This is a genomic window from Acinetobacter sp. RIT698 (assembly GCF_009668065.1).
Classification (GTDB): domain Bacteria; phylum Pseudomonadota; class Gammaproteobacteria; order Pseudomonadales; family Moraxellaceae; genus Acinetobacter; species Acinetobacter guillouiae.
Map to the genome: position 1 here is coordinate 31,778 of NZ_WJYH01000032.1, position 25,152 is coordinate 56,929.

28 protein-coding genes, 3 tRNA genes and 1 pseudogene are annotated in these 25,152 nt (G+C 36.1%); 20 read left to right on the plus strand and 12 right to left on the minus strand.

Features of this window, described 5'->3' with window-relative positions; genetic code table 11:
• The first annotated feature begins 36 nt into the window (after positions 1-36).
• From tsf to GJV03_RS14340, 5 genes are all read left to right on the plus strand, one after another.
• Complete coding sequence (gene tsf / locus GJV03_RS14320) at positions 37-912, plus strand: translation elongation factor Ts (protein ID WP_004722025.1); 876 nt, start codon at positions 37-39, stop codon at positions 910-912.
• 156 nt (positions 913-1,068) lie between these two features.
• Positions 1,069-1,629 (plus strand): DUF3465 domain-containing protein, encoded by a 561-nt coding sequence (locus GJV03_RS14325; RefSeq protein WP_105714535.1) that lies wholly within the window; start codon positions 1,069-1,071, stop codon positions 1,627-1,629.
• Positions 1,630-1,758: 129 nt separating this feature from the next.
• Positions 1,759-2,580, plus strand: coding sequence for an AraC family transcriptional regulator (locus GJV03_RS14330; protein WP_004722023.1), 822 nt, complete (start codon positions 1,759-1,761; stop codon positions 2,578-2,580).
• A 121-nt stretch (positions 2,581-2,701) separates the two neighbouring features.
• Positions 2,702-3,448: an AzlC family ABC transporter permease gene (locus GJV03_RS14335; protein ID WP_154130357.1), complete on the plus strand. Its 747-nt coding sequence runs from the start codon at positions 2,702-2,704 to the stop codon at positions 3,446-3,448.
• A complete protein-coding gene (locus GJV03_RS14340) occupies positions 3,445-3,759 on the plus strand; it encodes an AzlD domain-containing protein (RefSeq protein ID WP_056516140.1) in 315 nt (104 codons plus the stop codon). Before GJV03_RS14335 ends, GJV03_RS14340 begins: the two co-directional genes overlap by 4 nt.
• A 50-nt stretch (positions 3,760-3,809) precedes the next feature.
• On the opposite strand, the gene GJV03_RS14345 is transcribed toward GJV03_RS14340, so the two are convergent.
• The 11 genes from GJV03_RS14345 to GJV03_RS14395 form a co-directional block, all read right to left on the minus strand.
• Complete coding sequence (locus GJV03_RS14345; RefSeq protein ID WP_154130358.1) at positions 3,810-4,256, minus strand: Mpo1-like protein; 447 nt, start codon at positions 4,254-4,256, stop codon at positions 3,810-3,812.
• Between the two features lie 117 nt (positions 4,257-4,373).
• On the minus strand, positions 4,374-5,144 hold the full coding sequence (locus GJV03_RS14350; RefSeq protein ID WP_154130359.1) for a DUF4850 domain-containing protein: 771 nt from the start codon (positions 5,142-5,144) through the stop codon (positions 4,374-4,376).
• 29 nt (positions 5,145-5,173) lie between these two features.
• A complete protein-coding gene (locus tag GJV03_RS14355) occupies positions 5,174-6,961 on the minus strand; it encodes an amidohydrolase (protein WP_154130360.1) in 1,788 nt (595 codons plus the stop codon).
• 187 nt (positions 6,962-7,148) lie between these two features.
• Positions 7,149-8,312, minus strand: a complete 1,164-nt coding sequence (locus tag GJV03_RS14360) for an MFS transporter (RefSeq protein ID WP_056516131.1) — start codon at positions 8,310-8,312, stop codon at positions 7,149-7,151.
• 217 nt (positions 8,313-8,529) lie between these two features.
• Positions 8,530-9,141, minus strand: coding sequence for a septal ring lytic transglycosylase RlpA family protein (locus tag GJV03_RS14365; RefSeq protein WP_004722011.1), 612 nt, complete (start codon positions 9,139-9,141; stop codon positions 8,530-8,532).
• A gap of 285 nt (positions 9,142-9,426) precedes the next feature.
• Positions 9,427-10,428, minus strand: coding sequence for a lytic murein transglycosylase B (gene mltB, locus GJV03_RS14370; protein ID WP_004820018.1), 1,002 nt, complete (start codon positions 10,426-10,428; stop codon positions 9,427-9,429).
• 33 nt (positions 10,429-10,461) lie between these two features.
• The gene (gene rodA, locus GJV03_RS14375; protein WP_004722007.1) at positions 10,462-11,604 is read right to left on the minus strand and encodes a rod shape-determining protein RodA; all 1,143 of its coding nucleotides are present in this window, start codon (positions 11,602-11,604) and stop codon (positions 10,462-10,464) included.
• Between the two features lie 344 nt (positions 11,605-11,948).
• Positions 11,949-12,599 (minus strand): hypothetical protein, encoded by a 651-nt coding sequence (locus tag GJV03_RS14380; RefSeq protein WP_004820022.1) that lies wholly within the window; start codon positions 12,597-12,599, stop codon positions 11,949-11,951.
• A 17-nt stretch (positions 12,600-12,616) separates the two neighbouring features.
• Positions 12,617-13,441: an NADPH-dependent 7-cyano-7-deazaguanine reductase QueF gene (gene queF / locus GJV03_RS14385; protein ID WP_154130361.1), complete on the minus strand. Its 825-nt coding sequence runs from the start codon at positions 13,439-13,441 to the stop codon at positions 12,617-12,619.
• Complete coding sequence (locus GJV03_RS14390) at positions 13,441-14,214, minus strand: ABC transporter permease (RefSeq protein ID WP_004820027.1); 774 nt, start codon at positions 14,212-14,214, stop codon at positions 13,441-13,443. Before GJV03_RS14390 ends, queF begins: the two co-directional genes overlap by 1 nt.
• Positions 14,211-15,146, minus strand: a complete 936-nt coding sequence (locus GJV03_RS14395; RefSeq protein WP_004722000.1) for an ABC transporter ATP-binding protein — start codon at positions 15,144-15,146, stop codon at positions 14,211-14,213. The genes GJV03_RS14390 and GJV03_RS14395 overlap by 4 nt, the downstream gene beginning before the upstream one ends.
• A gap of 187 nt (positions 15,147-15,333) precedes the next feature.
• On the opposite strand from GJV03_RS14395, the gene GJV03_RS14400 reads away from it, so the two are divergent.
• The 3 genes from GJV03_RS14400 (at position 15,334) to GJV03_RS14410 (ending at position 16,722) form a co-directional block, all read left to right on the plus strand.
• Positions 15,334-15,409 (plus strand) — tRNA-Arg (locus tag GJV03_RS14400).
• 155 nt (positions 15,410-15,564) lie between these two features.
• The gene (locus GJV03_RS14405; protein ID WP_154130362.1) at positions 15,565-15,771 is read left to right on the plus strand and encodes a hypothetical protein; all 207 of its coding nucleotides are present in this window, start codon (positions 15,565-15,567) and stop codon (positions 15,769-15,771) included.
• A 255-nt stretch (positions 15,772-16,026) separates the two neighbouring features.
• Entirely contained in the window at positions 16,027-16,722 is a 696-nt protein-coding gene (locus GJV03_RS14410) for a metallophosphoesterase (protein WP_154130363.1), read from the plus strand.
• A gap of 258 nt (positions 16,723-16,980) precedes the next feature.
• On the opposite strand, the gene GJV03_RS14415 is transcribed toward GJV03_RS14410, so the two are convergent.
• Positions 16,981-17,178, minus strand: a complete 198-nt coding sequence (locus GJV03_RS14415) for a hypothetical protein (RefSeq protein ID WP_035371590.1) — start codon at positions 17,176-17,178, stop codon at positions 16,981-16,983.
• A 180-nt stretch (positions 17,179-17,358) separates the two neighbouring features.
• Between GJV03_RS14415 and GJV03_RS14420 the strand changes: the two genes are divergently transcribed.
• The 12 genes and pseudogenes from GJV03_RS14420 to GJV03_RS14475 all read left to right on the plus strand — a co-directional run.
• Positions 17,359-17,637, plus strand: coding sequence for a hypothetical protein (locus GJV03_RS14420; protein ID WP_004721995.1), 279 nt, complete (start codon positions 17,359-17,361; stop codon positions 17,635-17,637).
• Between the two features lie 181 nt (positions 17,638-17,818).
• Complete coding sequence (locus GJV03_RS14425) at positions 17,819-18,040, plus strand: hypothetical protein (protein WP_004721994.1); 222 nt, start codon at positions 17,819-17,821, stop codon at positions 18,038-18,040.
• A gap of 799 nt (positions 18,041-18,839) precedes the next feature.
• A tRNA-Met gene (locus GJV03_RS14430) sits at positions 18,840-18,916 on the plus strand.
• Between the two features lie 207 nt (positions 18,917-19,123).
• A complete protein-coding gene (locus GJV03_RS14435; RefSeq protein WP_004721993.1) occupies positions 19,124-19,936 on the plus strand; it encodes a helix-turn-helix transcriptional regulator in 813 nt (270 codons plus the stop codon).
• Between the two features lie 81 nt (positions 19,937-20,017).
• A complete protein-coding gene (locus GJV03_RS14440; protein WP_004721992.1) occupies positions 20,018-20,857 on the plus strand; it encodes a sterol desaturase family protein in 840 nt (279 codons plus the stop codon).
• A 385-nt stretch (positions 20,858-21,242) separates the two neighbouring features.
• Complete coding sequence (locus GJV03_RS14445; protein WP_004721990.1) at positions 21,243-21,458, plus strand: cold-shock protein; 216 nt, start codon at positions 21,243-21,245, stop codon at positions 21,456-21,458.
• A 1,203-nt stretch (positions 21,459-22,661) separates the two neighbouring features.
• Entirely contained in the window at positions 22,662-22,937 is a 276-nt protein-coding gene (locus GJV03_RS14450) for a hypothetical protein (RefSeq protein WP_004721989.1), read from the plus strand.
• 185 nt (positions 22,938-23,122) lie between these two features.
• A complete protein-coding gene (locus tag GJV03_RS14455) occupies positions 23,123-23,335 on the plus strand; it encodes a hypothetical protein (protein ID WP_004721987.1) in 213 nt (70 codons plus the stop codon).
• Positions 23,336-23,846: 511 nt separating this feature from the next.
• Positions 23,847-23,923, plus strand: a tRNA-Met gene (locus GJV03_RS14460).
• A gap of 247 nt (positions 23,924-24,170) precedes the next feature.
• Positions 24,171-24,548, plus strand: a complete 378-nt coding sequence (locus GJV03_RS14465; RefSeq protein WP_105714522.1) for a hypothetical protein — start codon at positions 24,171-24,173, stop codon at positions 24,546-24,548.
• Positions 24,545-24,757 (plus strand): helix-turn-helix transcriptional regulator, encoded by a 213-nt coding sequence (locus GJV03_RS14470; protein ID WP_004721981.1) that lies wholly within the window; start codon positions 24,545-24,547, stop codon positions 24,755-24,757. The genes GJV03_RS14465 and GJV03_RS14470 overlap by 4 nt, the downstream gene beginning before the upstream one ends.
• Positions 24,758-24,844: 87 nt before the next feature.
• Positions 24,845-25,123 (plus strand): annotated as a pseudogene (locus tag GJV03_RS14475) (transposase); the annotation flags it as partial.
• Positions 25,124-25,152 lie beyond the last annotated feature (29 nt).

Sequence of the window (25,152 nt, forward strand, 5' to 3'; positions counted from 1 at the left end):
AACAGATTCATATTCTACCGTATTTAGGAGAACAACATGACTGCAGTTACTGCGAGCATGGTAAAAGAATTACGTGACCGTACTGGTCTTGCAATGATGGAATGCAAAAAAGCATTAACAGAAGCAGACGGTGACATCGAATTAGCGATTGATAATCTTCGTAAATCAGGTCAAGCAAAAGCAGCTAAAAAAGCTGGTAACATTGCTGCTGATGGCGCGATCACAATTGCTCAAGAAGGTAATAAAGCAATTCTTTTAGAAGTAAACTGTCAAACTGACTTCGTTGCGAAAGACGAAAACTTTGCTGGTTTCTCTGCGAAAGTTGCTGCTGCTGCACTTGCTGCTGGTGTAACTGATGCTGCTCAAATTGCTGAATTGAAACTTGAAGATGGTTCAACTGTTGAAGAAGCTCGTATTGCGCTTGTTCAAAAAATCGGTGAAAACATCCAAGTTCGTCGTGCTGCAATTGTTGAAGGTGAAAACCTTGCAGTTTACAAACACGGTTTAAAAATCGGTGTTGTTGTTTCTTACACAGGTTCTGCTGAAACTGGTAAAGGTATTGCAATGCACGTTGCTGCGTTCAACCCAGTTGCTGTAACTGCTGAAGATGTTTCTGCTGATCTTATCGCGAAAGAGAAAGAAATTGCAGAAGCTAAAGCGATTGAATCTGGTAAGCCTGCGAACATCGTTGAAAAAATGGTGACTGGTTCAGTTGAAAAATACTTGAACGAAGTTGTTCTTGAGCGTCAACAATACGTAATTGACAACGACAAAAAAGTTGCTGAAGTATTGAAAGCGACTGCAACAACTGTAGCTCAATTCGTTCGCTTCGAAGTAGGTGAAGGTATTGAGAAGAAAGCTGAAATGAGCTTTGCAGAAGAAGTTGCTGCTGCTCAAGCGGCTGCTAAATAATTTTTACTCACTGAGTATAATTATTGAAAACCCCTCCTTAGAGGGGTTTTTTTGTCTGTAATTTAATTGAAGTAGATTCAGAAGAATTAATTCATACATACCTAAAAGATTATTCTTTTATAATTCCACAATGAACATTGATTAGACTCAAACTTTATGGCAAATAAAACTCAACTTGGTATTGGTGCTGTAATCGCAGTGATCGTCGCAGCTTATCTAGGTGTTGATCTTAATCAACAAAAAAATCAAGCAACTGAATCCTCTAAAGTTGAATCGATCGATCAGCAAAACAATCATTCACAAGACAATACACAGCATGTGAATGAGCAAAGTAAAGATAACCAATTTAACGATAAGCCGTCTGCCAATAGTCAAAATCAAAATGGTCTTGAGGTTATTCGAAAAGCCTATGATGCAAAACTCAGTAATGTTCAAGTACAGTCCATAGGTCGAGTAAAAGCCGTGTTGCGTGATGATAATGAAGGTTCACGTCATCAAAAATTTATTCTTGCACTGGATAATGGCTTAACTGTACTGGTTGCGCATAATATTGATTTAGCACCACGCATAGATAATTTACGCAAAGGTGATACTGTCGAATTTTTTGGCGAGTATGAATATAGTAATCAAGGTGGTGTAATGCATTGGACACACCATGATCCAAACCGTCGTCATCAAGATGGTTGGCTAAAACATAATGGAAAAACCTATCAGTAATCTATTGGTTATTTTCTTAGGCGCACAAAAGATTAGGTCTTGTTTAAACGTATAGATAGCAATTTTGTTCTATACGCTTTTTATAAACATGCTATTTTTAAATTATTATCAAAAGTCTGAATAGAAAAAATGCAGGAGTGGGCAAGCTACTTTCACCTAAAAGAATTGGGTGGATTAGAATTGTTAAAAGCACAGTATCACCATAAGCAATTTTCAAAGCATGTGCATGAAGGTTATTGTATTGGTGTGATTGAAGATGGTGCACAGAGTTTTTATCGGACTGGGCAGTTACATACAGCACCGAAGGGTGACATTATTTTAGTCAATGCTGATGAAATTCATACAGGTTCATCTGCTGTAGAGTCAGGCTGGAAATACCGTGCAATTTATCCAACGCCAGAAATGTTGTTAGATGCAGGGCAAGATTTTTTTAGTGTTAAAAATAGCGTACCGTGGTTCCCACAAGCTGTTGTGCAAGATGTTGGATTGGCACAGCAACTCTGTTTACTTTTTGATTTATTAGAACAAAAAGAAAATACTTTACTGAAAGAGAGTATGTATTTATCCACTTTAGCCCGCTTAATCAGTCGTTATGGTCGTGCCAAATTAACACCTGCTGAATTACCAGAAGCACAACGGAAAGTTGAAATAGTCAAAGATTTATTAAGCAGTTTTCCTGAGCATGATTATTCGCTCACTGATTTGGCGACATATGTAGGATTAAGCCCTTGGCATTTTTTACGTGAATTTAAAAAATATACGGGATTACCACCGCATAGCTGGTTGGTTCAGGTCCGCTTACAGAAAGCGCGCCAATTATTAAAACAGGGCCAGAGTATTGCAATGACTGCCCAAAATAGTGGTTTTTCAGATCAAAGTCATTTTAATCGACATTTTAAAAAAGCAGTCGGGGTTACGCCTTCTCAATATTTAAGTACCTTAAATATTTAATAAATGTATTCGGAAATAACCATTTAAACGCTCACAGCCCCTCACCAAATAGCAATTTCATCCAAGCGATCACTGAGCATTTATAAGATACTGATTAAATTCTTAGATTTGGATTTTGCAAATGAGTGATCAATTTGAATCTTATACTGCCGAGATTGAGCCGAAGTCTAAACAAAATAAAAAGGCTTTTTTCCAAGGTGTGGTCGATATTTTACCTTTATCTATCGCCGTACTGCCTTGGGGTATTCTGGCTGGCTCAATGGCAATCAATGCTGGATTAAGCTTTGCACAAGCATTCTCAATGTCCGCTGTTGTATTTGCAGGTGCAGCACAGTTGGTGAGTTTAGGTTTAGTCATGTCACATGCATCTGCCTTGACGATTATGATTACGGTATTTTTCTTAACCAGTCAGCATTTAATTTATGCGCTTAATTTTCGTCAAGATGTCAGTCGTTTTCCGTTTAAGCAACGCATATTAATTGGCTTCTTGCTGACAGATGAACTGTTTGCTGTCGGCATTGGCAAAGATAAACAGCGCAGCTTTGCTTATTTGTTTGGTGCTGGGCTGTGTTTTTATTTGGCTTGGTGCCTATTTAGTGTGTTGGGTATTGTACTGGCTAAATCAATTCCAAATTTAGAAAGCTTACATTTAGATTTTTCAATTGTTGCGGTATTTATTTTGATTATTGTGCCGATGGTGAAAAATAGCGCAACTTTGGTAGGCGTTATGTGTACCTTGCTATCTGCCTGTATTTTTAAATATTTTCAATTTGAAGGGGGCATTGTGCTATCCGGGATTTTGGGGATGTTTAGTGCGATGTGTACGGCAAAAATCGTCGGAGTAAAAAATATAGGCGTAGCAAAATGACATGGACTTTATTGTTAACTTTGGCAGGCATTGTATTGATTAACCGTTACTTTTTCTTGGAACCTAAAATCGCCCTGAAATTACCTCGTGTGATTGGAAATATGTTGCAGTATTCAGCACCATGTTTGCTGACTGCAATTTGTGCACCAATTGTATTTTTTAATGGAGACCAATTCCGTGCATTGCCTTTGGATGCCTATTTTTTAACAGCAATGATCTGTGTTGTTTTAGCACTTATTTCTAAGAAAATTCTAGTCAATTTAGCTTTAAGTTTATTGTGCTTTTACGGGTTATTTTATCTGTTAAATTGAAAAAAATGGAGGGAAAAGCCGAATTGGATTTTCCCTCTGGTTTATTTGCGCTAAAAAGCCAGTTTCTGGCGTGTTTTCCATTTGGGTAGTACTTTACCAAGATAGGCATCCATACACCATACAGGGCCAATGAGGAGGAATTGAAGGTCTTTAAAGAAAGAAGGCTTTTTACCCTCGACTTTGTGACCATAAAATTGACCAATCCAAGCCAAAATAAACACCCCAATATAGAAACCAAAACCAACAGGAAGTAAGTAAATGATCCATGCCATGACTGCAATTAATGCGGTCATTGCTACAGCAAGAACAATATCCAAACGGGCATAGAAAACCAAGGTAAGAACCAGAAGTAGTGCGGTAAGCAAAGCACTAAAATGTGCAAGAATCCCAATGATGGCAAATAAAATCGCGGGAACACAAGCCCAATGGATGGCTTTATTGGTTTTGTTTTGATGACTTTCGCTATATTCATCAAACCATTCGGTGATTGTTTTCATTTGGCGCTCCATGCATGTGGTTGGCTATATTTATTTTGCTGAAAACAATATAAATCAGAATAATGTTTTGGTCAAAATACCGGCTTTAAATAAAACCAAGTGCTGGTCAGGGGGAGTTCAATGTGTGGCCTGATAGAAATTTAAAATATCACGTGCCCAGCTTTGGTGTTCTGGTTTAACTGTGACTTTGATTTCCTGAAAATTGGTGACATCGTTGCCATCACTTTCATCGGCATAATAGGCGATCCCATGTGTTTTGTTGGGATAGTTGGGAATTTGATAGCTAAAATACACTTTATTTTTATTGGCTTTGACGATGTTTAGCAAACGATTTTTATCTTCAATGGCACCAAATTCATTGTCTAAACTGAGTTTTTTGACATTGGGGAAATATAAACTTGCGTTATGCATGGCACAGCCAACACAAGCGGAAGAATTATAAATGGTGATGACTTCATCTTTTTTACGGCTTGCCAGCACAGCATACGCAACGCCAGAAGGTCCCATATCCGTGCTGATCACTTGCCATGATAGGGGGACAAGTACAGGACCAATACCCGGCAGTAAGATGATTTTAAAGTTTTTTGCTTGAGTCGCAGATAATGTATAACTGAACTGACATTTCACTTGCTGGGTATTGTTGATCTTACAGACGGCATCATCTTTGTAGAATCCTGTATCGTTAAAAGGATTGGGAATTGCAGCAATATAGGTATCCACTGTTACATTATTGCTGAGTGTGGCTGCGGGGAGTTTTTCAAGTTGGTGTTGTGGGTGAGGTGCTTGGTTGGTTTTTAGATCAGGAAAAGTGGCTTTGAAAATAGCGATATCTCCATAAGCAAAACTACTTAGGCCCAATAGTATGATTAAAAATTTCGAATTAAGCATGTCCTATCCCGACTAGTCCTTACTGATCCTTATTGGGGACTTTGATAAATCAATTGACCTTCTTTATAGGTTGCCAATATTTTGATGTCTTTAATCTTTTGAGTGGGCACTTTTAATGGGTCTTGATCTATCACCACAAGATCCGCCAATTTGCCTTTTTCTAAGGTACCTTTGTCTTTTTCTTCAAAGTATTGGTATGCAGCCCAATCTGTGACTGATTTTAATGCAATATAAGGGCTGACCTTTTGATCCTCACCTAATACATCTCCAGAACGGGTGGTACGATTGACGGTTGCATCAATCACCATCATATTTTTAGGAGGGATGACTGGAGCATCATGGTGTTCAGTAAAAATCATATTTTTTCTTAATGCAGAACCTGTAGGGGAAATTCGGTTGGCACGTTCTGCGCCGAGCGTTTCATGTTTATGCCAATCGCCCCAGTAGTAAGTATGTAATGAGAAGAACGAAGGAATAAGCCCTAATTTCTTGGCTTGATCTAATTGATCCTCACGCATGGTTTGTGCATGAATAATCACATTGCGGCGATCTGCTTGGCCATATTGTGCATTGGCTGTCTCAATAGTTGCGAGATATTGGTCAATTGCAGCATCACCATTGGCATGTGCAAGAATTTGCCAATGGTTCTTATAAGCCAGATTAATTGCATCTTGAACCATTTTTGTATCTGGATAGGCTGAATAACCACGATAGTCTTTAGGTTTTCCCTCTGGTGGGATGAAGTAAGGTTGCGTTAGCCATGCGGTTTTGCCTTGTGGGGAGCCATCTAGGCTGATTTTAACCCCACCAATTCTAAAATGATTTTGATAATTGAGACTACTGCCATTTTTCAGCATGTATTCTTTTTCATTGATGATATCTGGATAAACCACGACATCAATATTCAATTGATTGATGGCCGCAAAACTTCGCCATAATTCAGCTGTACCATGATCAGCACGACCTTCTTGTACAGTGGTATAGCCATTTTTGATATAGGTATTCAGTGCTGTTTTTGCCATATTTTGCATGATTTCAGGTGGAACTTTACTAAATGCAGTTGCCATTGCTGAAAAAACAGCAGCTTCTTCAAGTACACCATTTGGCTCTTGAGAATTTGCTTTACGGCGAATAATACCGCCAGTTGGATTTGGGGTATTTTTATTGATGTTTAAAAGTTCAAGAGCCTTATGATTTACAGAGGCTAAGTGTCCTGACTGATGTAAAACAATAATTGGGTGATTGGTGGAAACCAAATCTAAATCATCTGCTGTAGGATGTCGTTTTTCTTTAATTTGGGCGTCATCATAACCATTTCCAATAATCCAGCCTGAGGTTGCTTTGATAAAGTCTGGATTGTTTTGTTGCCACAATGAAAGTTCACGAATCAATGATGCAATATCTGAAACGTTACCATCGGGCATAGGGTAGAGATTTGCCACAGTTTGCTGTAGACCTACACTATTTAAATGGCTATGTGCATCAATAAAACCAGGCAGCAGGGTATGACTGTTTAAGTTAACCTCTTGGGTATTTTTTTGTTTTAATTTTTGCGCTTGTTTTAAATCACCTGCAAAGACAATTTTTCCATCCTTGACCACTAGCGCTTCGACATAATGAGGTGACATGCCTTGCATGGTTAAAATTGAGCCACCGTAAAATAGCGTATTTGTTTGTGTCAATGTTGCAAGATCAGCAGGGGTATTCGTGTTTGTTGGAGATACTGTGGTACAGCCAGTAAGCGAGCCGATACCAATTACGCAAATGATGGGTGCAATTGCACGGACAAGTTTTGATGGGCTACTGATTTGAAACATGAATAATCCCCAATTTTGTTTTATTAAATATTGCTCAAAACAGATGAATTGAATTGTTTATTTTATTCAACCTAGCAAAGATTTTGATCTGCGTATAGGTTTGATATGTGTTTAAAAAATGATAAGTGTTTTTGCATTTGAGCAATGATCTTGATTCATCCTAAACGATTTTTTATTTATATACAGCCTAAATAAATCTTTTTCTAAAATAAATCACAGATAACAGTGCCAGTGCTAAACCAATAAATGAGGGACCATAACCGATAGGAGCAGCAAGTAAGCCAACAATCACAGCTCCTGCTACAGCTCCACCATAATTAAAAATATTCACCCGTGCGATAATTTCATCGCGTCGATTTTCATCTAGACGACCTGCTGCTGAAAATGTCAGCGGGACTAATGCGCCTACCGCAATACCAGCCAGTGCAAAACCAGCAATGACAATCGCCAATGAATGCCCTAAGCCAGCTATGGCACAGCCTGTTGCACCAATCAGCGTTGTGATGAATGCAACCCATGCAGCGCTTTTAAATTTTAAAAGATAATCTAGACTTAAACGTGTGAGTAAAATACCCATTTGGTAAGCGGCATAACCCAATGGTGCGACTGTGGCTGAGCTTGCTAAAATATCTTTAAGATAAATTGAACTCCACGTGCTGATTGCTGAGTCGACAGTAAAGGCGATGAGAATGATCACACCAAAAATAAGCAATTGTTTATGCGGAATTGGTGATCGTTGTTGAGGGTGTAGGGCAGCATTTTCTTTTTGTTGAAATAACCACCGTTTTGAAACTTGCGATGTAATCAAACACATCATGACAGCAATGCACAATGCCGCTGTTGCCCCAAGTGTGGTTGAGACTGTCGCGGACATGATTAACGCACCAAGGAAAGCAGCAGCGGTATAACAGGCAAAAAAACCGCCTAAGGCGCTTTTTCCAAGTTTTTGTTCCATCATGACAGCTTGCATATTCAATGCAGCATCTAAACATCCAAGTCCAAGCCCATAAAGTAAAAAACTAGCGACCATGATCATGGCACTGGGACTAAATGCTGCAATTGCAATACCGATGGCTTCAAATAGCAAGCCGATAACAATAGCCAGCCTTGAACCTAGTTTTACAGCGAGTCGATCTGCCAAAATAGAACCCAGTGCTGCTGCAATACAGACGCCAAGGATAATAATCGACAGTTGATCATCTGAAAGTCTGTATCGGCTTTTGATTGTAGGAAGCGCAGTCATGACGCTGGCATAACCCAAGCCTTGCGTGGCAAAACCAAGTGCGATTATTTTTTGGGTTTTGCTGAGAGATATATGCGCGAAGTTTGGCGTTTTGCTGTTCACGTCCATGCATGGCTCACTTTTTTACTTTTAGAATTTAAACTTCGGTTTTCGTTTTCTGTTTAGTGATACATCCTGTATCGACTCGCATTTTATTTTATCTGGAATGTATTGAAAGAAAAGGGGCATAACTGGAAAGTTAAGGGGGTAATTCGGACATCTGTATTTTTATTTTTGCAATAAAAAAGCCACTGGAAAGTGGCTTTTGTTAAATGCATGCAGTGATTTACGAGTTTGGACCATCTACGCGTTCAATATTAACGCGTGCTGTTCCTGAATTTGTAATACCTAAACGCTTAGCAGCGCCGTAAGAGAGGTCAAGTACACGGTTACCATGGAAAGGACCACGATCGTTGACTTTAACCACTACGCTTTTACCATTGTCTTTATTGGTTACACGAATAAAGCAGTTTAATGGCAAGCTACGGTGTGCAGCAGTCAAATCATTCATATCGAATGTATCACCGCTTGCGGTTTTACGGCCGTGGAACTGACGACCGTACCAAGATGCAACACCAGTTTGGCTAAATTTGCGAACTGTGTTTGAAGCAACTTCATTAAGTTTATCAATTACTGAAGGCTCATCTTCAGGAACTTGAATCTTTGCTGCAATAGTTTGACGACGGACTTGATCGCCAGAACGTTCAGTAATTGACAAACTGTTTAGGTTTGAAAAATGAGAGTTGAAATTTGTTGAATCTTTGCTAATCACACGAGAAGCTAGACTCGAACTATCCGAATCATTGTTTAAGTATGATGACTGAACCATTTCTGAGTTGACTTGCGTCATACTCAGACCCATGGTCAGGGCCATCATATATTTTAGTGAAGCATGCATCGTTTAACTCCTTGGAACCTCAATTTTAACTTTCTAAGTCGCTGAAAATTAACCATAGAGGTCTGTAAATTCACTTGTGCAACTGCATTTAACGGAAAGGATAATATTCAAGCTGGAATAAATGTGTCTAGCATTATTTAAGAAACAGTTACAAAAAGGACAAATTCTTACAGGTTTTGGTTAAAAAATAATCAATATTGTAACAAATTATGAAAAAAGTATTAAATGTGATCAAATTAACATAAAAAAATCTTGACTTATTTATTGTTTGGGAAATTGCAAGTCTTAACGACTTACAATTTCAGTGCCTAAAAGCCATAAAGCGGTGGCATACATACGGCTTCTATTATATGTCGTAATCACTTGAAAATTAGGATAAGTAATATAATAAATAGGGCCATTGCTGTCTTGTAATTGAATCACATTAACCAAATCTAAGTCATCAATTTTGACGATTGGATTTAATGGAGAAATCCCTAAATTTTTAAGTGATCCATAGGGAACAGGCTGAGTTAAATCTTTTGCAATAACTGCTTCAGGATTGTTCCCTGTATAACGCGCTAAAAACGCAATGGGGCGATCACGCTGCCAGCCATGTTGAGCCAGATAGTTGGCAATCGAACCAATCGCATCGACCGCAGAGTTACGTAAGTCAACATGACCATTTCCATCGTAATCCACGCCAAATTTAGACACATTACTTGGCATAAATTGCGGATAACCTACTGCACCTGCATAAGACCCAACAATCGAATTGGTTGGAACGCCATCTTTATATGACCATGCAATTAAAGCACCCAACTCATCTTGGAAATATTGCGCACGGCGAGGATAACCAAAACCGAGGGTTGCAAGTGCATCACGGGTGATAAAGGAGCCCTTATTTGAACCATAACCTGTTTCGACCCCTAGAATGCCTAGGATGATTGCTTGAGGCACCCCAAACTGCTGTTCTGCGCGATTTAGTGTATCTGCATATTGTTGTTTAAAACGCACACCACGTTGGATGGTGCCTTCAGCTAAAAAATTAGTTTTGTACTGATACCAAGGCTTACTTTCACCTGGTCGTTCCATAATGCTGATGATATTGGGTAAATTGCGTGAGCCGTTCATTGCCCAATCAATTTGTTCGCTACTTAAACCATAGGTTTGCATGGTTTTGGCTTTAAAATTATTGTATTCAGGGTTGCTGGCAAAATCATTGGCTTGGCAGAAACTGGTCAGTGAAAATGCAGCTGCACAAAAAGTGATGTTTTTAACCTTCTGTAAAAGCCCAAAAGTAAACATAGGTTATATTTCCTAATTATTTATGATAAAAAATTAACGATGTGTATGTATAGACATCACAATGCCAAAAGTGGCCATTAAAGTAATAATTGCAGTACCACCATAACTCATAAAAGGTAATGGCACACCGACTACAGGTAAAATACCACTGACCATGCCCGCATTTACAAATACATAAACAAAAAATGACAAAGCAAAAGTACCGGCTACAAGTCGACCAAAATTATGGAAGCATTGTAAACTCATTTGAAAGGTTCTAAAGATAATACAAAAATAAATGATGATCAGAAGTAGGATACCAATCAGACCGAATTCTTCAGAAAATGCGGCAATAATAAAGTCAGTATGGCCTTCAGGTAAAAAATGTAAGTGCGATTGAGTGCCTTCCAAATAACCTTTACCCATAAAGCCACCCGAACCAATCGCTGTTTTAGACTGAATGATGTTCCAGCCTGTGCCTAAGGCATCGGCTTCTGGATTAAATAAAGTTAAAACACGTTGTCGTTGATAGTCATGTAGTAGAAATTCCCAAGCGACTGGAATTACTACTGCAACAGCACTCACGGCACCTAAAATCATTTTCCAAGAAAGACCACTCAGAAATAGCACAAAAATCCCACTGGCTAAGATGAGCAATGATGTGCCTAAATCGGGTTGTTCTGCAATAAGGATAAAAGGAATGCCGATCATGATCAGTGATAAAAACACATTTTTAAAACTAGGTGGTAGAGGGTTACGGGATAAAAACCATGCAATCATCAATGGCATACCAATTTTTAAAAACTCACTGGGTTGCACACTGCCAAAACCAGGAATCCCTATCCAGCGTTGAGCACCCATGCGAACCTCACCAAAGACTTTCACAGCGACTAAGCAGACCAGTCCGAAGAGATAAAAGTAGGGGGCAAAAGCTTGATAAACTTTAGGGGGAATTTGGGCTAAACCACACATGACGAGAAAACCGATACCAAAGCTCATGGCTTGTTTGGAAACCAGCCCCATATCTTGAGCAGACGCACTATAAAGGACAGTTAAACCGAGCATCGCGTTTAAAATTAGAAATAAGCTCAACCAAGGGTCAATATGGAGTTTTTGCCAGCGTGAGGGGATCATGGCAGTACTCAGACCATCACGAGGAGATTGACGTAAAAATTTATATTGAGAGCTTGGTGCCATTGGTCTATTTTGTGCGGGAAATGTGTTTTGCGCATGCTATCACAATCCCCTCCGAAGGCAATGAATATCAATACTTTGCAACAAAATTATGACCTGAATTTTGTGATTATTTTGAGGTTGAAATATTTAAATTAGAAAATAGTGGGTTAAAGAGATTGAATTAAATGGTTTTGAATTTGAATAGGTTTTAGATAGATCAAGGAATAGCGTTTTATCATGATTTTAAGTTTATGAATTTAATGGTTAATTATTATCCTTAAAAGCATAGCTCAGTAACTTTATAAAAAATGCCCTTACAAAGAAGGGCATTTTTTATATTTAAAAATCCAATCGAATTTTAACGATCAATTAAAAAATAAAGTATCGTAATATTCTGCAACAGCTGTGATTTCATCTTTATTTAAATTTGGAATCAACTTATCAATTGCCATATGCACTGCTTTGCCTACAGCAGACGCGCCAATATCCGCAGCTTTACGTTTGATCATACCCAAGTCGAGCGTTTTATTAAAATCACGCATAAAATGATTAATCGTCGCATCTGAGAATTGTTTGAATTGTTCAGACAATACAGCGCGATTTACATCACCATTTGCTTGAACTTCAGCAAAGCTATTTTTAAGATTGGTGACTAAACTTGCGTCTAAATTCACACCGACACGGAATTGACCTTGTGGATCTTTAAATAGACTACGTTCTGAAAACTCTACAGACTGACGAACCACATCATTGTCTGCTTTACTTAATAATTGTTTAAGTAACACAGCAACAGTCGATTTGACATAGCCTGCTAATTTTTCAGCAGTATCTCGTTTGTCACTTGCAGGGAAGCGACGAACAAGTTCAATCAAAAGCGTATCAATAATTTCTTCATTAATGAGTAAGGCAGTTTGATCACGTAAAGGATAAAGTGGTTCGTTAGAGTTTTTTTTCTCAATACCGGTCTGAATGTTCTTTAATAGTTCTTCAGAAGGTACAAAACCAAAAAAAGGCATGTTTTCAACCTCAATGTTTATTGTCGCGCCAATCGAATTGGGCTTGGCATCCATGATTCATCAGATACACGACATGGGTTAATATCTAAACCACCACGACGTGTATATGTTGCATACACCATCAGCTTTTCAGGTTTTAAATTTTGCCAAATATCGGCAAAGATTTGTTCCACACATTGTTCGTGAAAACCGTTATGCTGACGATACGAGATAATATAAGCTAAAATACTACGATAACAAGGTTTTTTACCTTGGTATCGGATAAAAACAGTGCCCCAATCAGGTTGTCCAGTCACAGGGCAATTGCTTCTCAATAAGTGTGAATACAGTTGAATTTCAACGCTTTCGCCGTGTTGTGTATTTTCTTGATCAAAGGCCAAAAGGCTTGCATCTGGATGATTGACCAGCTGGTCAGGTTCTTGATCATCAATACAAATACCGGTTGGTTTGGTAATGTCTAAATCATCAACTTGAAATAAAGTTAGAGTCACTGCTGCTTGTGCAGCAGCAGATAAGTCTTTTTCTACGGTATCGATGAAAGCTTGATGAGAATCAAACTGGGTAAAGTTCATACTATTAAAGTAGAGCTTTAACGACTTCGATTCAATCAAATTTGCTGATGTTGCAGGGAGCGCAATACGCCCAATGGCAACTTGCGGGATTCCTCTGGCATTTAGCCAAGAAATTTCGAATACATGCCACCAATCTTGACCTTTATATATACCCGCTACATCCGCATATTGCTCACGTGCTTGTGCACGAGCGATTGGGAAAAGAATTTCGGGTTGATAGGTAGTTGGGTAATCGGTTTCTTTACCCAATAAAGATTTTTCAACAGACATTATTCACGCATTCCTGAACCACGAGATAGTAAATAGTAAGCAATCGCATAAAGTACGCCACAGAAAAGGGTCACGATAAGTAAAGACAATGAAACATTGACATCACTATGACCTAAAATTCCGAAACGGAAAGCATTGACCATATATACAATCGGGTTAATTAAAGACAGATTTTGCCAAAATGGACTTAAAGCACTAATCGAGTAAAACACACCGCCTAAGTAGGTGAGGGGAGTTAATACAAAGGTTGGGATAATCGAAATATCATCAAACGATTTTGCATATACAGCATTGATAAAACCCCCTAAAGAGAACAATAACGAGGTAATAATAACGGTATATATCGTGACGAAAATATTATGGATATAAAGGTCAGTAAAAAACAAACTCATTGCAGTGACAATTGCCCCAACAAGAACACCACGGGCAACACCGCCAATCACATAACCACACAAGACCATATGTAATGGAACTGGGCTCATGATCAGCTCTTCGATACTTTTTTGGAATTTAGCACTAAAGAAACTTGAAGATACGTTGGCATAACTGTTTGTAATTACCGCCATCATGATGAGACCTGGTACGATGAATTGCATATAGCTAAATCCACCCATTTGCCCAATACGAGAACCGACCAAATTACCAAAAATCACAAAGTACAAGCTCATGGTGATCGCAGGCGGTAATAAGGTCTGCGGCCAAATTCGCATAAAGCGGCGGATTTCTTTTTGAACTAATGTATAGAGCGCAATACGTAGTTGAGTAAAATTCATTCTGCAACTCCTTCAAGATTTTTCTCAACCAGTTTCACAAATAACTCTTCAAGACGATTTGATTTATTGCGCATACTGCGAACACGAATGCCTTGCGCTTCTAAAAGCTGGAATAAATCATTTAAAGAATGCGCTTTATCCATTGTGACTTCTAAGGTCATTGGGTCAATCAGATTAAACTTCACACCAATGATATCAATCATGATTGGTTCAATCGGATTTTCTAAATCGAAAATAAAAGATTCTTCACTCAATTGGTTTAAGAATGCTTTCATTGATGTATCTTCTTTGATAACACCACGGTCAATAATCGCAATCTGACGACAAAGCATTTCTGCTTCTTCTAAGTAGTGTGTGGTTAAAATGATCGAGGTGCCTTTTTCATTCATTTCTGTAAGAAAATCCCACATTGAACGGCGTAACTCGATGTCTACACCTGCAGTGGGTTCATCTAAAATCAAAAGTTTAGGTTCATGCATCATGGCTCGCGCAATCATTAAACGGCGTTTCATACCACCAGACAACATGCGCCCCTGAGTATTACGCTTATCCCATAAACCTAATTTTTCTAAATATTCTTCAGCACGTTGTTGTGCAATTTTAGGCGGAATGCCGTAATAACCTGCTTGAGTGACTAAGATGTCGAAGATTTTTTCAAATTGACCGAAGTTAAATTCTTGAGGAACGACACCTAAACATTGCTTTGCATGTGAAGGGTGGGTATCTAAATCATGACCAAAAATTTCCACAGTACCTGAGGTTTTCCGTGCTAAGGAACTGATAATACTGATTGTTGTCGATTTACCAGCGCCATTTGGTCCTAAAAGTGCATAAAACTCTCCTTCTGGAACAGTCAAATTGATTCCTTTGAGTGCTTGGAATCCATTTCTATAGGTTTTAGATAAATCTCTTAACGTCAGAGCATCAGTCATGAAATTCTCACTTGGTTTATGGAGTGTGTATTGTGAGCGATCTTTTTAAATAAACCAAGTAAGTTAGAAGGAATTCTGCATTGCAAATATGCAACATTGTTTAAAGCATGAGCATCAATCAAAAGAGTTGTTTTATAAATGCTTTACCTCGCGGTTTTTTTTGTTATGATGTGCCATCTCAATTTAAGCGCCCATAGCTTAACTGGATAGAGTACAGGTTTCCGAAGCCTGTGGAGTGGGTTCGAGTCCCGCTGGGCGTACCATCTTGTTGTTCCAATTTGTCGCAATAACACCTATATTAAAGACATTGATAGAATTTATTGTCTCAGTTCATCGTATGATGTATGTCCACTGCTCAATTTTTTAATGGTACTTTATACGGTATACCGCAAAATCCAATAAAAATGTACCGTAAAAAATGGCTAAACTTACTGTAAGTCTCACAGACACAAAGATAAAAGCTGAAATTTCAACTCATAAGAAAAATCTAGAAAAGCCAAAAATGATGGCGGTAGCTGCTACCTTTATAGATGATTCAATTAGAAGATATTGTTATTTAGACTATATAACAATAAGATTTATCAAAAAACATGCAATTCTAAGTATTCATATTTCTCCAAACTAACGCTACTGGTGATGTAAAGCATTCAATATAGGTCTGATTCATTTCCAGCCAATGTATTTATAAATCTATTAAAAGCCTGCTTAACCTCAAGCAAATGGGTTATTACAGAAAATAAAAATTGATGTATCGCTCATATTAATTAGCCAAAGCTATGTAAACAAAAATATTTATACATCAATGCGGTGTACAACAAAACAATTATACAGATAGGGCATTGCAGTAAATGGTTGAAAATCCGCTTAAGAGGACAGCGTCATGAACTTAGTCAAAATTTGGAATAAGACAATCAAAGGTAAGCTCTACGTAGTTGGCGATATTCATGGGTGTTACGACTTGCTGATGAGTCGCTTGATTGAGATAGGCTTTAACTTTGAAAACGATTTATTGGTTGCTGTTGGTGATCTGGTTGATCGTGGTATTCAAAATATTGAGTGTGTGAATTTAATCGATCAACCTTGGTTTACTTCAATTCGAGGGAATCATGAGGATTTATGTATTAAAGGTTTGTTTAATGAGTCCTTTCGCCGTTGCCATATCGCCAATGGGGGAGAGTGGTTTTACGATTTGGATGCTCAAACTCAACATAAAATTATAAACAAATTTAAGCAACTACCGATTGCACTTGAAATAACACATAACAATCGTAAGTTTGGCTTTGTACATGGGCATATTGAGCAAAATGATTGGGAGTTGTTTAAGCATAATCTTGATGATTTTGATGCTATCAGATATACAATTGAAGCTAAGCGATTCCCTACGGACGCTGCAATGTGGGGTAGAGAACGCTTTGATTTAGAGAATCTGAAATATACTAAAGTTCAAGCTGTGGATATGGTCATCATGGGGCATACCGTCACAAAAATGCCTATCAAGCGAGATAATTGCTACTACATTGATACAGGTGCAGTGTATTGGGGTAGCATGACAATTTTAGACTTGAGTAAGGTTTAAGAGGGATTAGAATCAACATCCCCATGAAAGTTATGAATTGATCAATATAAGCCATTGATGGGGGACTATTTGTAATTTTGAAAATTGAAAAAATATAAAAGTAATTTGAACACTAAAAAGAGAACTGATCTTTTGGAAATGCTTTAAATAGAGTTGCTTTGTTGGTGAAGTTTTTATAGCCAACCACTCGATAAGATCGATCCTAAAAAGCATAAATTAGCAGCCAAATATAAGCTACTAAAGAAAAACAAGTGTTCATTAAATCACTTGTAATGCTTTGATTGAAAATGTATTTATAAGTTTTTTATTTTCTTTTCTACCTTTATATTGAGTATTTTTCACCAATTGAAAGCAAGCTATAGCACTTGTTATATATTGCCACTGACAAATAAAATCAAACCCTAGTAAAATAGTAGGTATTCCTTTTATCACCGAATCATCGGTTTTTGCCTGCATTCTTTCCCCAAAGATGCAGGTTTTTTTTGCCTTAGTGTTTAAATTATTTATAGCATAGCCTTAGTGGACTATTTTTTAATAAAATCCTTAAGCGGTTAAGGATTTAGAATTTTGCTCAAAGTTCATAAAATAGAGCTGAATGCGGTAGTATAGTGATTAACGACAAGAGTAATCATTACGATGAATGAAACCTTTACATATTTGTATACCCACGTGGGTATATTTGGGTCCTTACCTACACATAAAGTGTTTACAAGTGATAAGAGTGATAAAACAAAATTAATTTTTGCTGATAATACATTTGTTTACAGTTTGATTTCTTCTTGGACTTTAAGTAACTCGGATTTTGATAGTGGAAAAGCGACATGGAAAGAAGAACCAGCAGATTATTTGGAAAATGAAATAAAAAAATTAGCGATTTATAAAGCAAATCATCCCTTATTTATCACTGAATCATAAGTTTATGTAGTGACTAGAGTTAAGTCACCGATGTTTTAAGGATTGATGAAAGATATAGCAAAATATTGAAGAATGCCTTACAAAGATATGAGGCATTTTTGATCGCTTAATTTTTCTTAATTCGCCAAAAAAATGTCATAAATGAGTGCTATATTGAATAAAACAATTGAGGGCAGCCAACATGGGTATTAATCTAAAAGAACTCAATAAGCAAATTGATGATTTTAAAGAAATTAAGGATCCACAAAGATTAATTATAGGTTATAAAACTTATTCTAAATTAATGAAAGAGAATAAGTTTTTAGATAAAATCAGCAAAGATGCAAATGACCCAATGATTAGATATTATAAAGAGATAAAGATAAAAATAGTCACAGAAAAGCATTTTTTTGAGATTGAGTAGATGATTAAGCAATATAAGTTGAAATAGGTTGTAAATAATGAAGTTTATGGTGAGGCGCTTAAAGCGTCTTTTTTACGCCAAAAATTGCTATATATAGTTAAACTATAATGCTCTAAAAGATATTTATAAGGTAAGAGGTATTTATAAGGAGGAGAGTAGATGTAATTATCATAAAATGTTTTACTATTTATGCTCATTGTAGCGTCTTAGATTTTAAAGTGATTTATTTATATTCATGTTAATGATTGAAAAATTCACGTTATTAGTGTATAAAAAAGCAACAAAAATAAAATAAGGGTGATTACATGATATCTAAATCTATAAACATCGCATTCTTCTTTTCTATGTTTATTGTTCTTACTTTGCTTATACATTTATTTGGTAATATCCCTTCTGGGGTATGGGTGTATAAGTAAATACAAATGGATCTAAAAGCTCATCAAAAGGTGGGCTTTTATGAGTTTTGATGTGTTGAAATATATTGAAAATAAATTTCCTATCATGCTACTGATCTTTATGTTGATAGGTGCTTAAGGATATTTTTTTTATTTAGCAACTTGGATCATGGCATAGAGATTAGCGATGTTTGGTGTTTAATATGATGTTGTGGATTTAACGAAAGAGATTCAATCTAATCAATCCGAAATTTTCTGTTTCTGTATTTATCTAAGCACACTTGAAAACAATGCATAAAGTATAAAAATTGTGTGAATAGGATAATTAAGTGGATCTTTTAGGTATATATATTGAATAAAGGTTGTATTACTTGCCTTTAAGGCGTATAAAGTCACTTCGTTGATGCGGGATGGAGCAGTCTGGTAGCTCGTCGGGCTCATAACCCGAAGGTCGTTGGTTCAAATCCAGCTCCCGCTACCAACGAAAAAGATTCAAAGTTTATAGCCTAGTTTGCTTCATGCTTACTAGGTTTTTTTATGCTTAAAATTTATTGGATTGAATTTAAGCGCTTTAGAATAGCAAAGATATAAAAAGCGCACTCAATCAATCTGCTTATTTATGCTGGGTATTTGAAGATAAGTAGAATAGTGTTATTTAATGAGTTTTCACTTTTAGCTTAAGTATTCTATGGCTCAATCTAATCTATATAACTTACCTGCTAAATATTGGATGGGCAGAATAGCAATTGGATATGGCATTGGCTATTTTGAGGGAGCTGTTGGTGATAACTCTCCACATCGTCATCACGCACATCAGTTAAGCTTTGCAAAACAACAGGGAGAGAGGATTCAAGTTATTGCTGATGATTATTGTATATGGAGTAGTGGGGTCTATATCGCAGCAAATACTTTACATCATTTGCAACCAGGGACTTACTGTTCGATCTATATTGATCAAACACATTTTCTTGCTGATGTCATTCAGCATTATTTACAAGCTTACCAACAACCAGACTCGTCGATTACAATATTGCCTGAAAGTTTGGTGACGATTCTTAGAGCATGTTTTATAGAACAAAATCAAACATTTGAATCTTTCCAAAAGCTTTTAAGTTATTGCAGTGAATCTAATTTCAAAGCTCAGTCAGTTAGAGAAGAGCGTCTTGCAAAATTTCTTATTCTCAACCATCAACAGAATTTGACAGTGAAACAAATCGCCACACAATTCAATCTTTCAGAAAGTCGTTTTAGTCATTGGTTTAGTGACAATTTTGGTATTTCTTATCGTAGTTATCGGAAATGGTTACGCTTATTACAAAGCTTTCAAGCCATAGATCAGGATATTAATTTAACCAGCATGGCTCATCAATCTCATTTTTCTGATCAGGCGCATTTTAGTCGAACCTGCAAACAAATGTTTGGCATTCAACCTTCACTATTAAAATTTATTCCATCCATTGAGCAAATGCCAATATTGCTAATGTCGGATCAAAAGCTATAGGAGATATAGCGGTTTCGTTCAATTTTTATATCCAGCCAGTCAGCATACTCCTAAAACGTATTCTGTTGATTGGAGTTATAAATGAGCGCTTTTGTTAAAATATCTCTGCGATATTTATTTTATCCACTTTATATGCTGTTAACCGTATGGATGGTTACGCTCATCGTCTCTGAGCAAATTCCGTATTGGCCAAGTTCAATATTCTTCATCTTGCTAAGTGGCGTAGTGATTGCATGGGTTGAGTATTATTTGCCTTATCAAGCAAAATGGTTGGATACACATCAAGATTTTGTTACAGATATCATCCATGCAATTTTTAATTTATTTTTGATTGTTTCTGTTGCAAAAATTATCGAATGGTTTGATCTTTTTCAATTTATTCCACGGTTATGGCCTGACCAAATTTCGGTATTTTGGCAGATATTGATTATTGCTGTGATGATTGATTTTGGACTATGGTTCATGCATTACCTAAGCCACAAGTATCGATTTTTATGGAAATTACATGCGATTCACCATCAATCACGCCGTTTATATTGGTTAAATGCTGAAAAGAGGCATCCACTGAGTGCAATCGTACTTGCTGGACCTAGTTTGATCATCTTAGCGCTTTTGGGTGCTCCAAGTGTGCTGATAGGGTGTTGGATGATATTTATGGCCGTGCATTTGTTTTTTCAACATGCAAATATTGATTATCGTGTTGGTCCGTTCAAATATATTTTTGCTGTAGCTGAAGTACATCGCATCCATCATAAACATGGATTTGGTCGTAAGAATTTTGGAGAAGTGTTTATATTTTGGGATATTCTGTTTGGGAGTTTTTACTATGAAGATCAAAAAATTAAAGATGATCAAGTTGGTGTGCGTAGTCAAATACCCAACCAATATTTGGCTCAACTCCGCTGGCCATTTAAAAAGTAACCCTAAAATAAGCATAAGAAAAATTGATGTATGGAACATTGGTATTTTTTTCTTCTGAAATAGAAAATTAATTGGCTTTCTATCAATGATCGAAAAAAGTAAGTTATTTGAGAAAGCTCTCACATGAGAGCTGTTCTAAATAGATAAGCCATTCTTTATCCATAAAAAAGTTAAATATGTATAAGAAGGCTTGATTATTTATTTTTTTCCTGTAAAGTAAAGCCAACTAGAAAAAAGTCATGTTTTGGTAAATCTTCTCTAAGTATCGCAGTTTTAGTCATAATCCTTCGTTTTATTCAGATTTTAAGTTCAATTCTTTATTATTTTCGACGTTATCACTAGTCATAAAATGACTTAAAATTTTTAAATCTCAGTAGGATTGATTATGTCAAACTCAAATGTTGTTAAAGGTACAGTTAAATGGTTCAACGAAACTAAAGGTTTCGGTTTCATTCAACAAGAATCAGGTCCAGACGTTTTTGCTCATTTCAGCGAAATCGCTAACTCTGGCTTTAAAACTCTTGCTGAAGGTCAACAAGTTGAATTCAGTATCACTCAAGGTCCTAAAGGTCCTAACGCTGTAAACATTACTCCGCTATAATTCAGAGTAAGTTGTGAAAAAAGCACGATATCGTGCTTTTTTTTAACTCTAAATTTTTATCTTAATTCATATTTATACATTTCAAATATTTCTATAACTTTTTCTATATTCTTATTAAAACACTGGACCTATTTAAAAGATCCATCATTCGCCTATCAGCAAAAAATTAAGCAGATCTAATCAATTGCTGTATAAATCAAGCCTTTTATATTCTGAATCGTGTATGGATGCTGTCCTATCTCTAGATCAATAAACAAAAAAGAAACCCGCATCATGCAGGTTAGTAGGGCCTTTCTTTATTGTCTATAGACCACTCTCTCCAATGGTCACGGATACTATACATCTGTTCTTTAATAATAAAAACGCAGTAAAATAGTCGAGATAAATGTATAGGTTTTTTTTCTTTCAATGTGTTTGATAAATTACAATAATTTGAATCATCAAATAGAATCTAGCATATTTCAGTTTTATGCCATACTTTTAAATGGTTTAATTAAAAAAAATTTAAAATCAATTATGTACGATTTAATTTTTTGTCCTTCTTTGTGCGTAGTATTGGCTGGTGTTTTTTATTGTTTTTATAGAGGGCTTTATCTGTGAGCATATGAAGTCTCGATCATTGAGTGAATAAATTCTGATATTTGTATTTTTGTGAAATTAAATAGCCGATGAATGGTATTGAAAGTGAGACTTATGTTCTGTAAATTAAGTTTATCTAAACATATATCACAAGTTTATATACCCACTTACTCTATCGGTGGGTATTTTTTTATACAGGCAATGAAAGGGTTGACGATAATTTAATTTTAAAGTAAATTTAAATTGTTATTTTACTAATAATAAATAACAAAAATCCTTAGTCAGCGCAAAATTAAGGTAAAGCCTTACAGAAATGTAGGGCTTTTTTTATCAGATAAGTGCAAGTTTAGAATAAAACCATTTTTGAGGTTGATGATTGGCATACATACCAGAGTGGAAATTGGTTTTTAAAACAGCTTTGCAACTACCGAAGGAGGGGACTGTTTAATTGTATTCAAGTAAATGGGTGTGATTGCTGAAGTATCAATAGTGATGCATTTGCAGTGATAGAAGCCAAAAGCTAGCGTACATCTGAACGAACTTAAGCATGGATTATTTTTATTGATATGACAAGTAAAAATGAATTTGTTAAATTAAGTAAATGATACAAAGGATGGTAATGTGATGAAAAAATTAATTTTAGCTGGGAAGCTGGTTGAGGCAACCTTAGAGGGTGACCATGTCACAAGATTACTCATCGGAAATTTAGTCGGTTTTCTGATAAAAAATGGAACAGTGAATTATGAAGACTATTTTCAATTTACCCAACAAACAAAAAAATACTTGATTGAAACTTCTGAGGATACCAGTGAATCCAAAGTAAAAATGATTGAAAGCATTTTTGATCTTCATCTTGATGATTTAAAGGAGATAAAAGCAATAGATCCTCAAAAAACCTGAGTAGCATCAAGAAGCAATCTTTTTGATAAGCACTTAAAATGTAAGTAAATAAAAATTTTTATAATAATTTACTGTTTTTGCAGTATATTGAATTGCGTTTGATGTACAAGCATAAATTTAATAATCATTGAATGTTTTGGTTAACAGTTTTAGCTGTTTTTTATTTAATTTTTAAGGTGTTTTTTATGAATAAACTCGACATAAATGTAAAGGATCAATTTGGAAAGTGTTATGCAGTTGAGGCAACATTAGATGATGTTGTGATAAATCCAAATAAAACTCATGAACGTATCAAATATATTATTGTTGAAAATGAACTTTTGCGTCCTAACTTCGAAATGCTTTTTGAAAGCAGCAAGAATGGTAAAATTTATAAGATTTTGGAACCTATGATTTAAATCGAGCCACCTACGGGTGGTTTTTTAATTGCTTAAATTTATATAGAGACTAAGGCAAATCTTCGCTGTTTATTTGAACATTGTATTGCAGCACGCTTTGGCTAATTTTTGTTACATAGTTTAATTTAATTAATAAATAAAGGCTGATATACTTTTTATTGAATTGTTGTGCGACTCACACATCATTCATGCGCCTCCAAAAAATAAGCCCACTTTTTAGTGGGCTTTCTAATGCTATATCAATGACTGGTTTAATTAAATTGTTATTTGGGTAAGAGCTAAAGATGCCTTGATGAGGGTAAAAGTATAATAGATCGCTATCGAAATATTAGGTTTTTAATCTTAAGTAAAAGGTTAAACCGTTGTGTTTTGAAGTTAAAAGAGCATACGATAATCAGTTAACAATGAATGCTTTTAGCGTGTTCTGGATGCCCATCAATAATTCTTTTAAACATATATAGAATAAAGGTTGTATTCCTTGTCTTTAAGGCGTATAAAGGTGCTTCGTTGATGCGGGATGGAGCAGTCTGGTAGCTCGTCGGGCTCATAACCCGAAGGTCGTTGGTTCAAATCCAGCTCCCGCTACCAACGAAAAGAGATTCAAAGTTTATAGCCTAGTTTGCTTCATGCTTACTAGGTTTTTTTTATGCTTTTAAATCATTTAGCTTTAGAAATTTATAATCAAAGCGCGGATAAATGCTGTGAAAAAATGACAATTAAAGGCGCATTTCAAGTTTGTTGTCTAAGTTAAAATAAAAATAATATGTAAAGTGTACTTTACATGGTGTGCTATTTGATCTAAATTTGTGTAAAGTTTACTTTACATGGTTGCCGTATGAAAAAATATAGATCTCTGATTGAGTTTAGTGCATCAATACTGCTTTATATTGTTGTGCTTATTTGTTCATTAAATTATTTAAAGAATGACGATATCCGCTATTCAACACAAATTTTTGTGACATTATTGCCAATAATTCCCTGTATTTTGGTGGGTTGGAGTGTACTTAGACAATTAGCGCGCTTAGATGAAATGCAACAACACATCCAATTACAAGCTTTTGCGCTCGCATTCGTAGGTACCGCACTCATTACATTTAGCTATGGATTTCTTGAAAATATTGGCTTTCCACATCTTTCTATGTTTTTTGTATGGCCTTTAATGGCAACATTGTGGGGTGTTGGTATTGCAATTGGGAGCTGGCGTTATCGATGAAAAATATCTTATCTGAATTAAGAACGAAACAAGGCTGGTCTCAGCAGCAATTAGCAGAATATTTGGGTGTTTCGCGGCAGACAATTAATGCAATTGAAAAAGAACGTTATGATCCTAGTCTGCCTTTGGCATTTAAAATTTCTAAATTATTTGGCTTATCAATTGAAGCAATTTTTAAAGATGAAGAAAACTATAATCAAACCATCTAATTATTCATACAATTACATGAAAAAATGAGTGTTTGATTATAAAAAAGCTTTCATTGCCATATTTTGCTTTGAAAGAATCAAACCAATACAATTGGTGCAATATATCAAAGTGGCTTATTTGGAGTTGGACTATTTGATTGCAAAGTGAATTCAGATGTATTTCATTTTTGGGTTAAGGAATTTTTTAACCCAGAATTGCCGAAGCAGAGTATTGTTGTGATGGATAATGTGACATTTCATAAAAGGTCAGATATTCAAGAATTATTAGAGCAACATGAGCATCATATATTATGGTTACCACTTTACAGCCCTGATTTAAATCTTATAGAAATGGCGTGGGTGAAGAATAAAAGGAAGAATGGTTAGTAGATTCTATCGGTATGCTGTTCAAATTA

Bases quoted from the DNA above. Each gene is read 5' to 3' on its own strand.
- GJV03_RS14390 (WP_004820027.1), bottom strand. From the start codon at position 14,214: ATGAATTTTACTCAACTACGTATTGCGCTCTATACATTAGTTCAAAAA.
- GJV03_RS14395 (WP_004722000.1), bottom strand. From the start codon at position 15,146: ATGACTGATGCTCTGACGTTAAGAGATTTATCTAAAACCTATAGAAAT.
- tsf (WP_004722025.1), top strand. From the start codon at position 37: ATGACTGCAGTTACTGCGAGCATGGTAAAAGAATTACGTGACCGTACT.
- GJV03_RS14345 (WP_154130358.1), bottom strand. From the start codon at position 4,256: ATGAAAACAATCACCGAATGGTTTGATGAATATAGCGAAAGTCATCAA.
- GJV03_RS14330 (WP_004722023.1), top strand. From the start codon at position 1,759: ATGCAGGAGTGGGCAAGCTACTTTCACCTAAAAGAATTGGGTGGATTA.
- GJV03_RS14425 (WP_004721994.1), top strand. From the start codon at position 17,819: ATGGGTATTAATCTAAAAGAACTCAATAAGCAAATTGATGATTTTAAA.
- GJV03_RS14415 (WP_035371590.1), bottom strand. From the start codon at position 17,178: ATGCAGGCAAAAACCGATGATTCGGTGATAAAAGGAATACCTACTATT.
- GJV03_RS14360 (WP_056516131.1), bottom strand. From the start codon at position 8,312: ATGGACGTGAACAGCAAAACGCCAAACTTCGCGCATATATCTCTCAGC.
- GJV03_RS14340 (WP_056516140.1), top strand. From the start codon at position 3,445: ATGACATGGACTTTATTGTTAACTTTGGCAGGCATTGTATTGATTAAC.
- GJV03_RS14405 (WP_154130362.1), top strand. From the start codon at position 15,565: ATGGCTAAACTTACTGTAAGTCTCACAGACACAAAGATAAAAGCTGAA.
- GJV03_RS14365 (WP_004722011.1), bottom strand. From the start codon at position 9,141: ATGCATGCTTCACTAAAATATATGATGGCCCTGACCATGGGTCTGAGT.
- GJV03_RS14455 (WP_004721987.1), top strand. From the start codon at position 23,123: ATGAATAAACTCGACATAAATGTAAAGGATCAATTTGGAAAGTGTTAT.
- queF (WP_154130361.1), bottom strand. From the start codon at position 13,441: ATGTCTGTTGAAAAATCTTTATTGGGTAAAGAAACCGATTACCCAACT.
- GJV03_RS14335 (WP_154130357.1), top strand. From the start codon at position 2,702: ATGAGTGATCAATTTGAATCTTATACTGCCGAGATTGAGCCGAAGTCT.
- GJV03_RS14465 (WP_105714522.1), top strand. From the start codon at position 24,171: ATGAAAAAATATAGATCTCTGATTGAGTTTAGTGCATCAATACTGCTT.
- GJV03_RS14470 (WP_004721981.1), top strand. From the start codon at position 24,545: ATGAAAAATATCTTATCTGAATTAAGAACGAAACAAGGCTGGTCTCAG.
- GJV03_RS14410 (WP_154130363.1), top strand. From the start codon at position 16,027: ATGAACTTAGTCAAAATTTGGAATAAGACAATCAAAGGTAAGCTCTAC.
- GJV03_RS14350 (WP_154130359.1), bottom strand. From the start codon at position 5,144: ATGCTTAATTCGAAATTTTTAATCATACTATTGGGCCTAAGTAGTTTT.
- GJV03_RS14445 (WP_004721990.1), top strand. From the start codon at position 21,243: ATGTCAAACTCAAATGTTGTTAAAGGTACAGTTAAATGGTTCAACGAA.
- mltB (WP_004820018.1), bottom strand. From the start codon at position 10,428: ATGTTTACTTTTGGGCTTTTACAGAAGGTTAAAAACATCACTTTTTGT.
- rodA (WP_004722007.1), bottom strand. From the start codon at position 11,604: ATGGCACCAAGCTCTCAATATAAATTTTTACGTCAATCTCCTCGTGAT.
- GJV03_RS14420 (WP_004721995.1), top strand. From the start codon at position 17,359: ATGAATGAAACCTTTACATATTTGTATACCCACGTGGGTATATTTGGG.
- GJV03_RS14325 (WP_105714535.1), top strand. From the start codon at position 1,069: ATGGCAAATAAAACTCAACTTGGTATTGGTGCTGTAATCGCAGTGATC.
- GJV03_RS14355 (WP_154130360.1), bottom strand. From the start codon at position 6,961: ATGTTTCAAATCAGTAGCCCATCAAAACTTGTCCGTGCAATTGCACCC.
- GJV03_RS14450 (WP_004721989.1), top strand. From the start codon at position 22,662: ATGAAAAAATTAATTTTAGCTGGGAAGCTGGTTGAGGCAACCTTAGAG.
- GJV03_RS14440 (WP_004721992.1), top strand. From the start codon at position 20,018: ATGAGCGCTTTTGTTAAAATATCTCTGCGATATTTATTTTATCCACTT.
- GJV03_RS14435 (WP_004721993.1), top strand. From the start codon at position 19,124: ATGGCTCAATCTAATCTATATAACTTACCTGCTAAATATTGGATGGGC.
- GJV03_RS14380 (WP_004820022.1), bottom strand. From the start codon at position 12,599: ATGCCTTTTTTTGGTTTTGTACCTTCTGAAGAACTATTAAAGAACATT.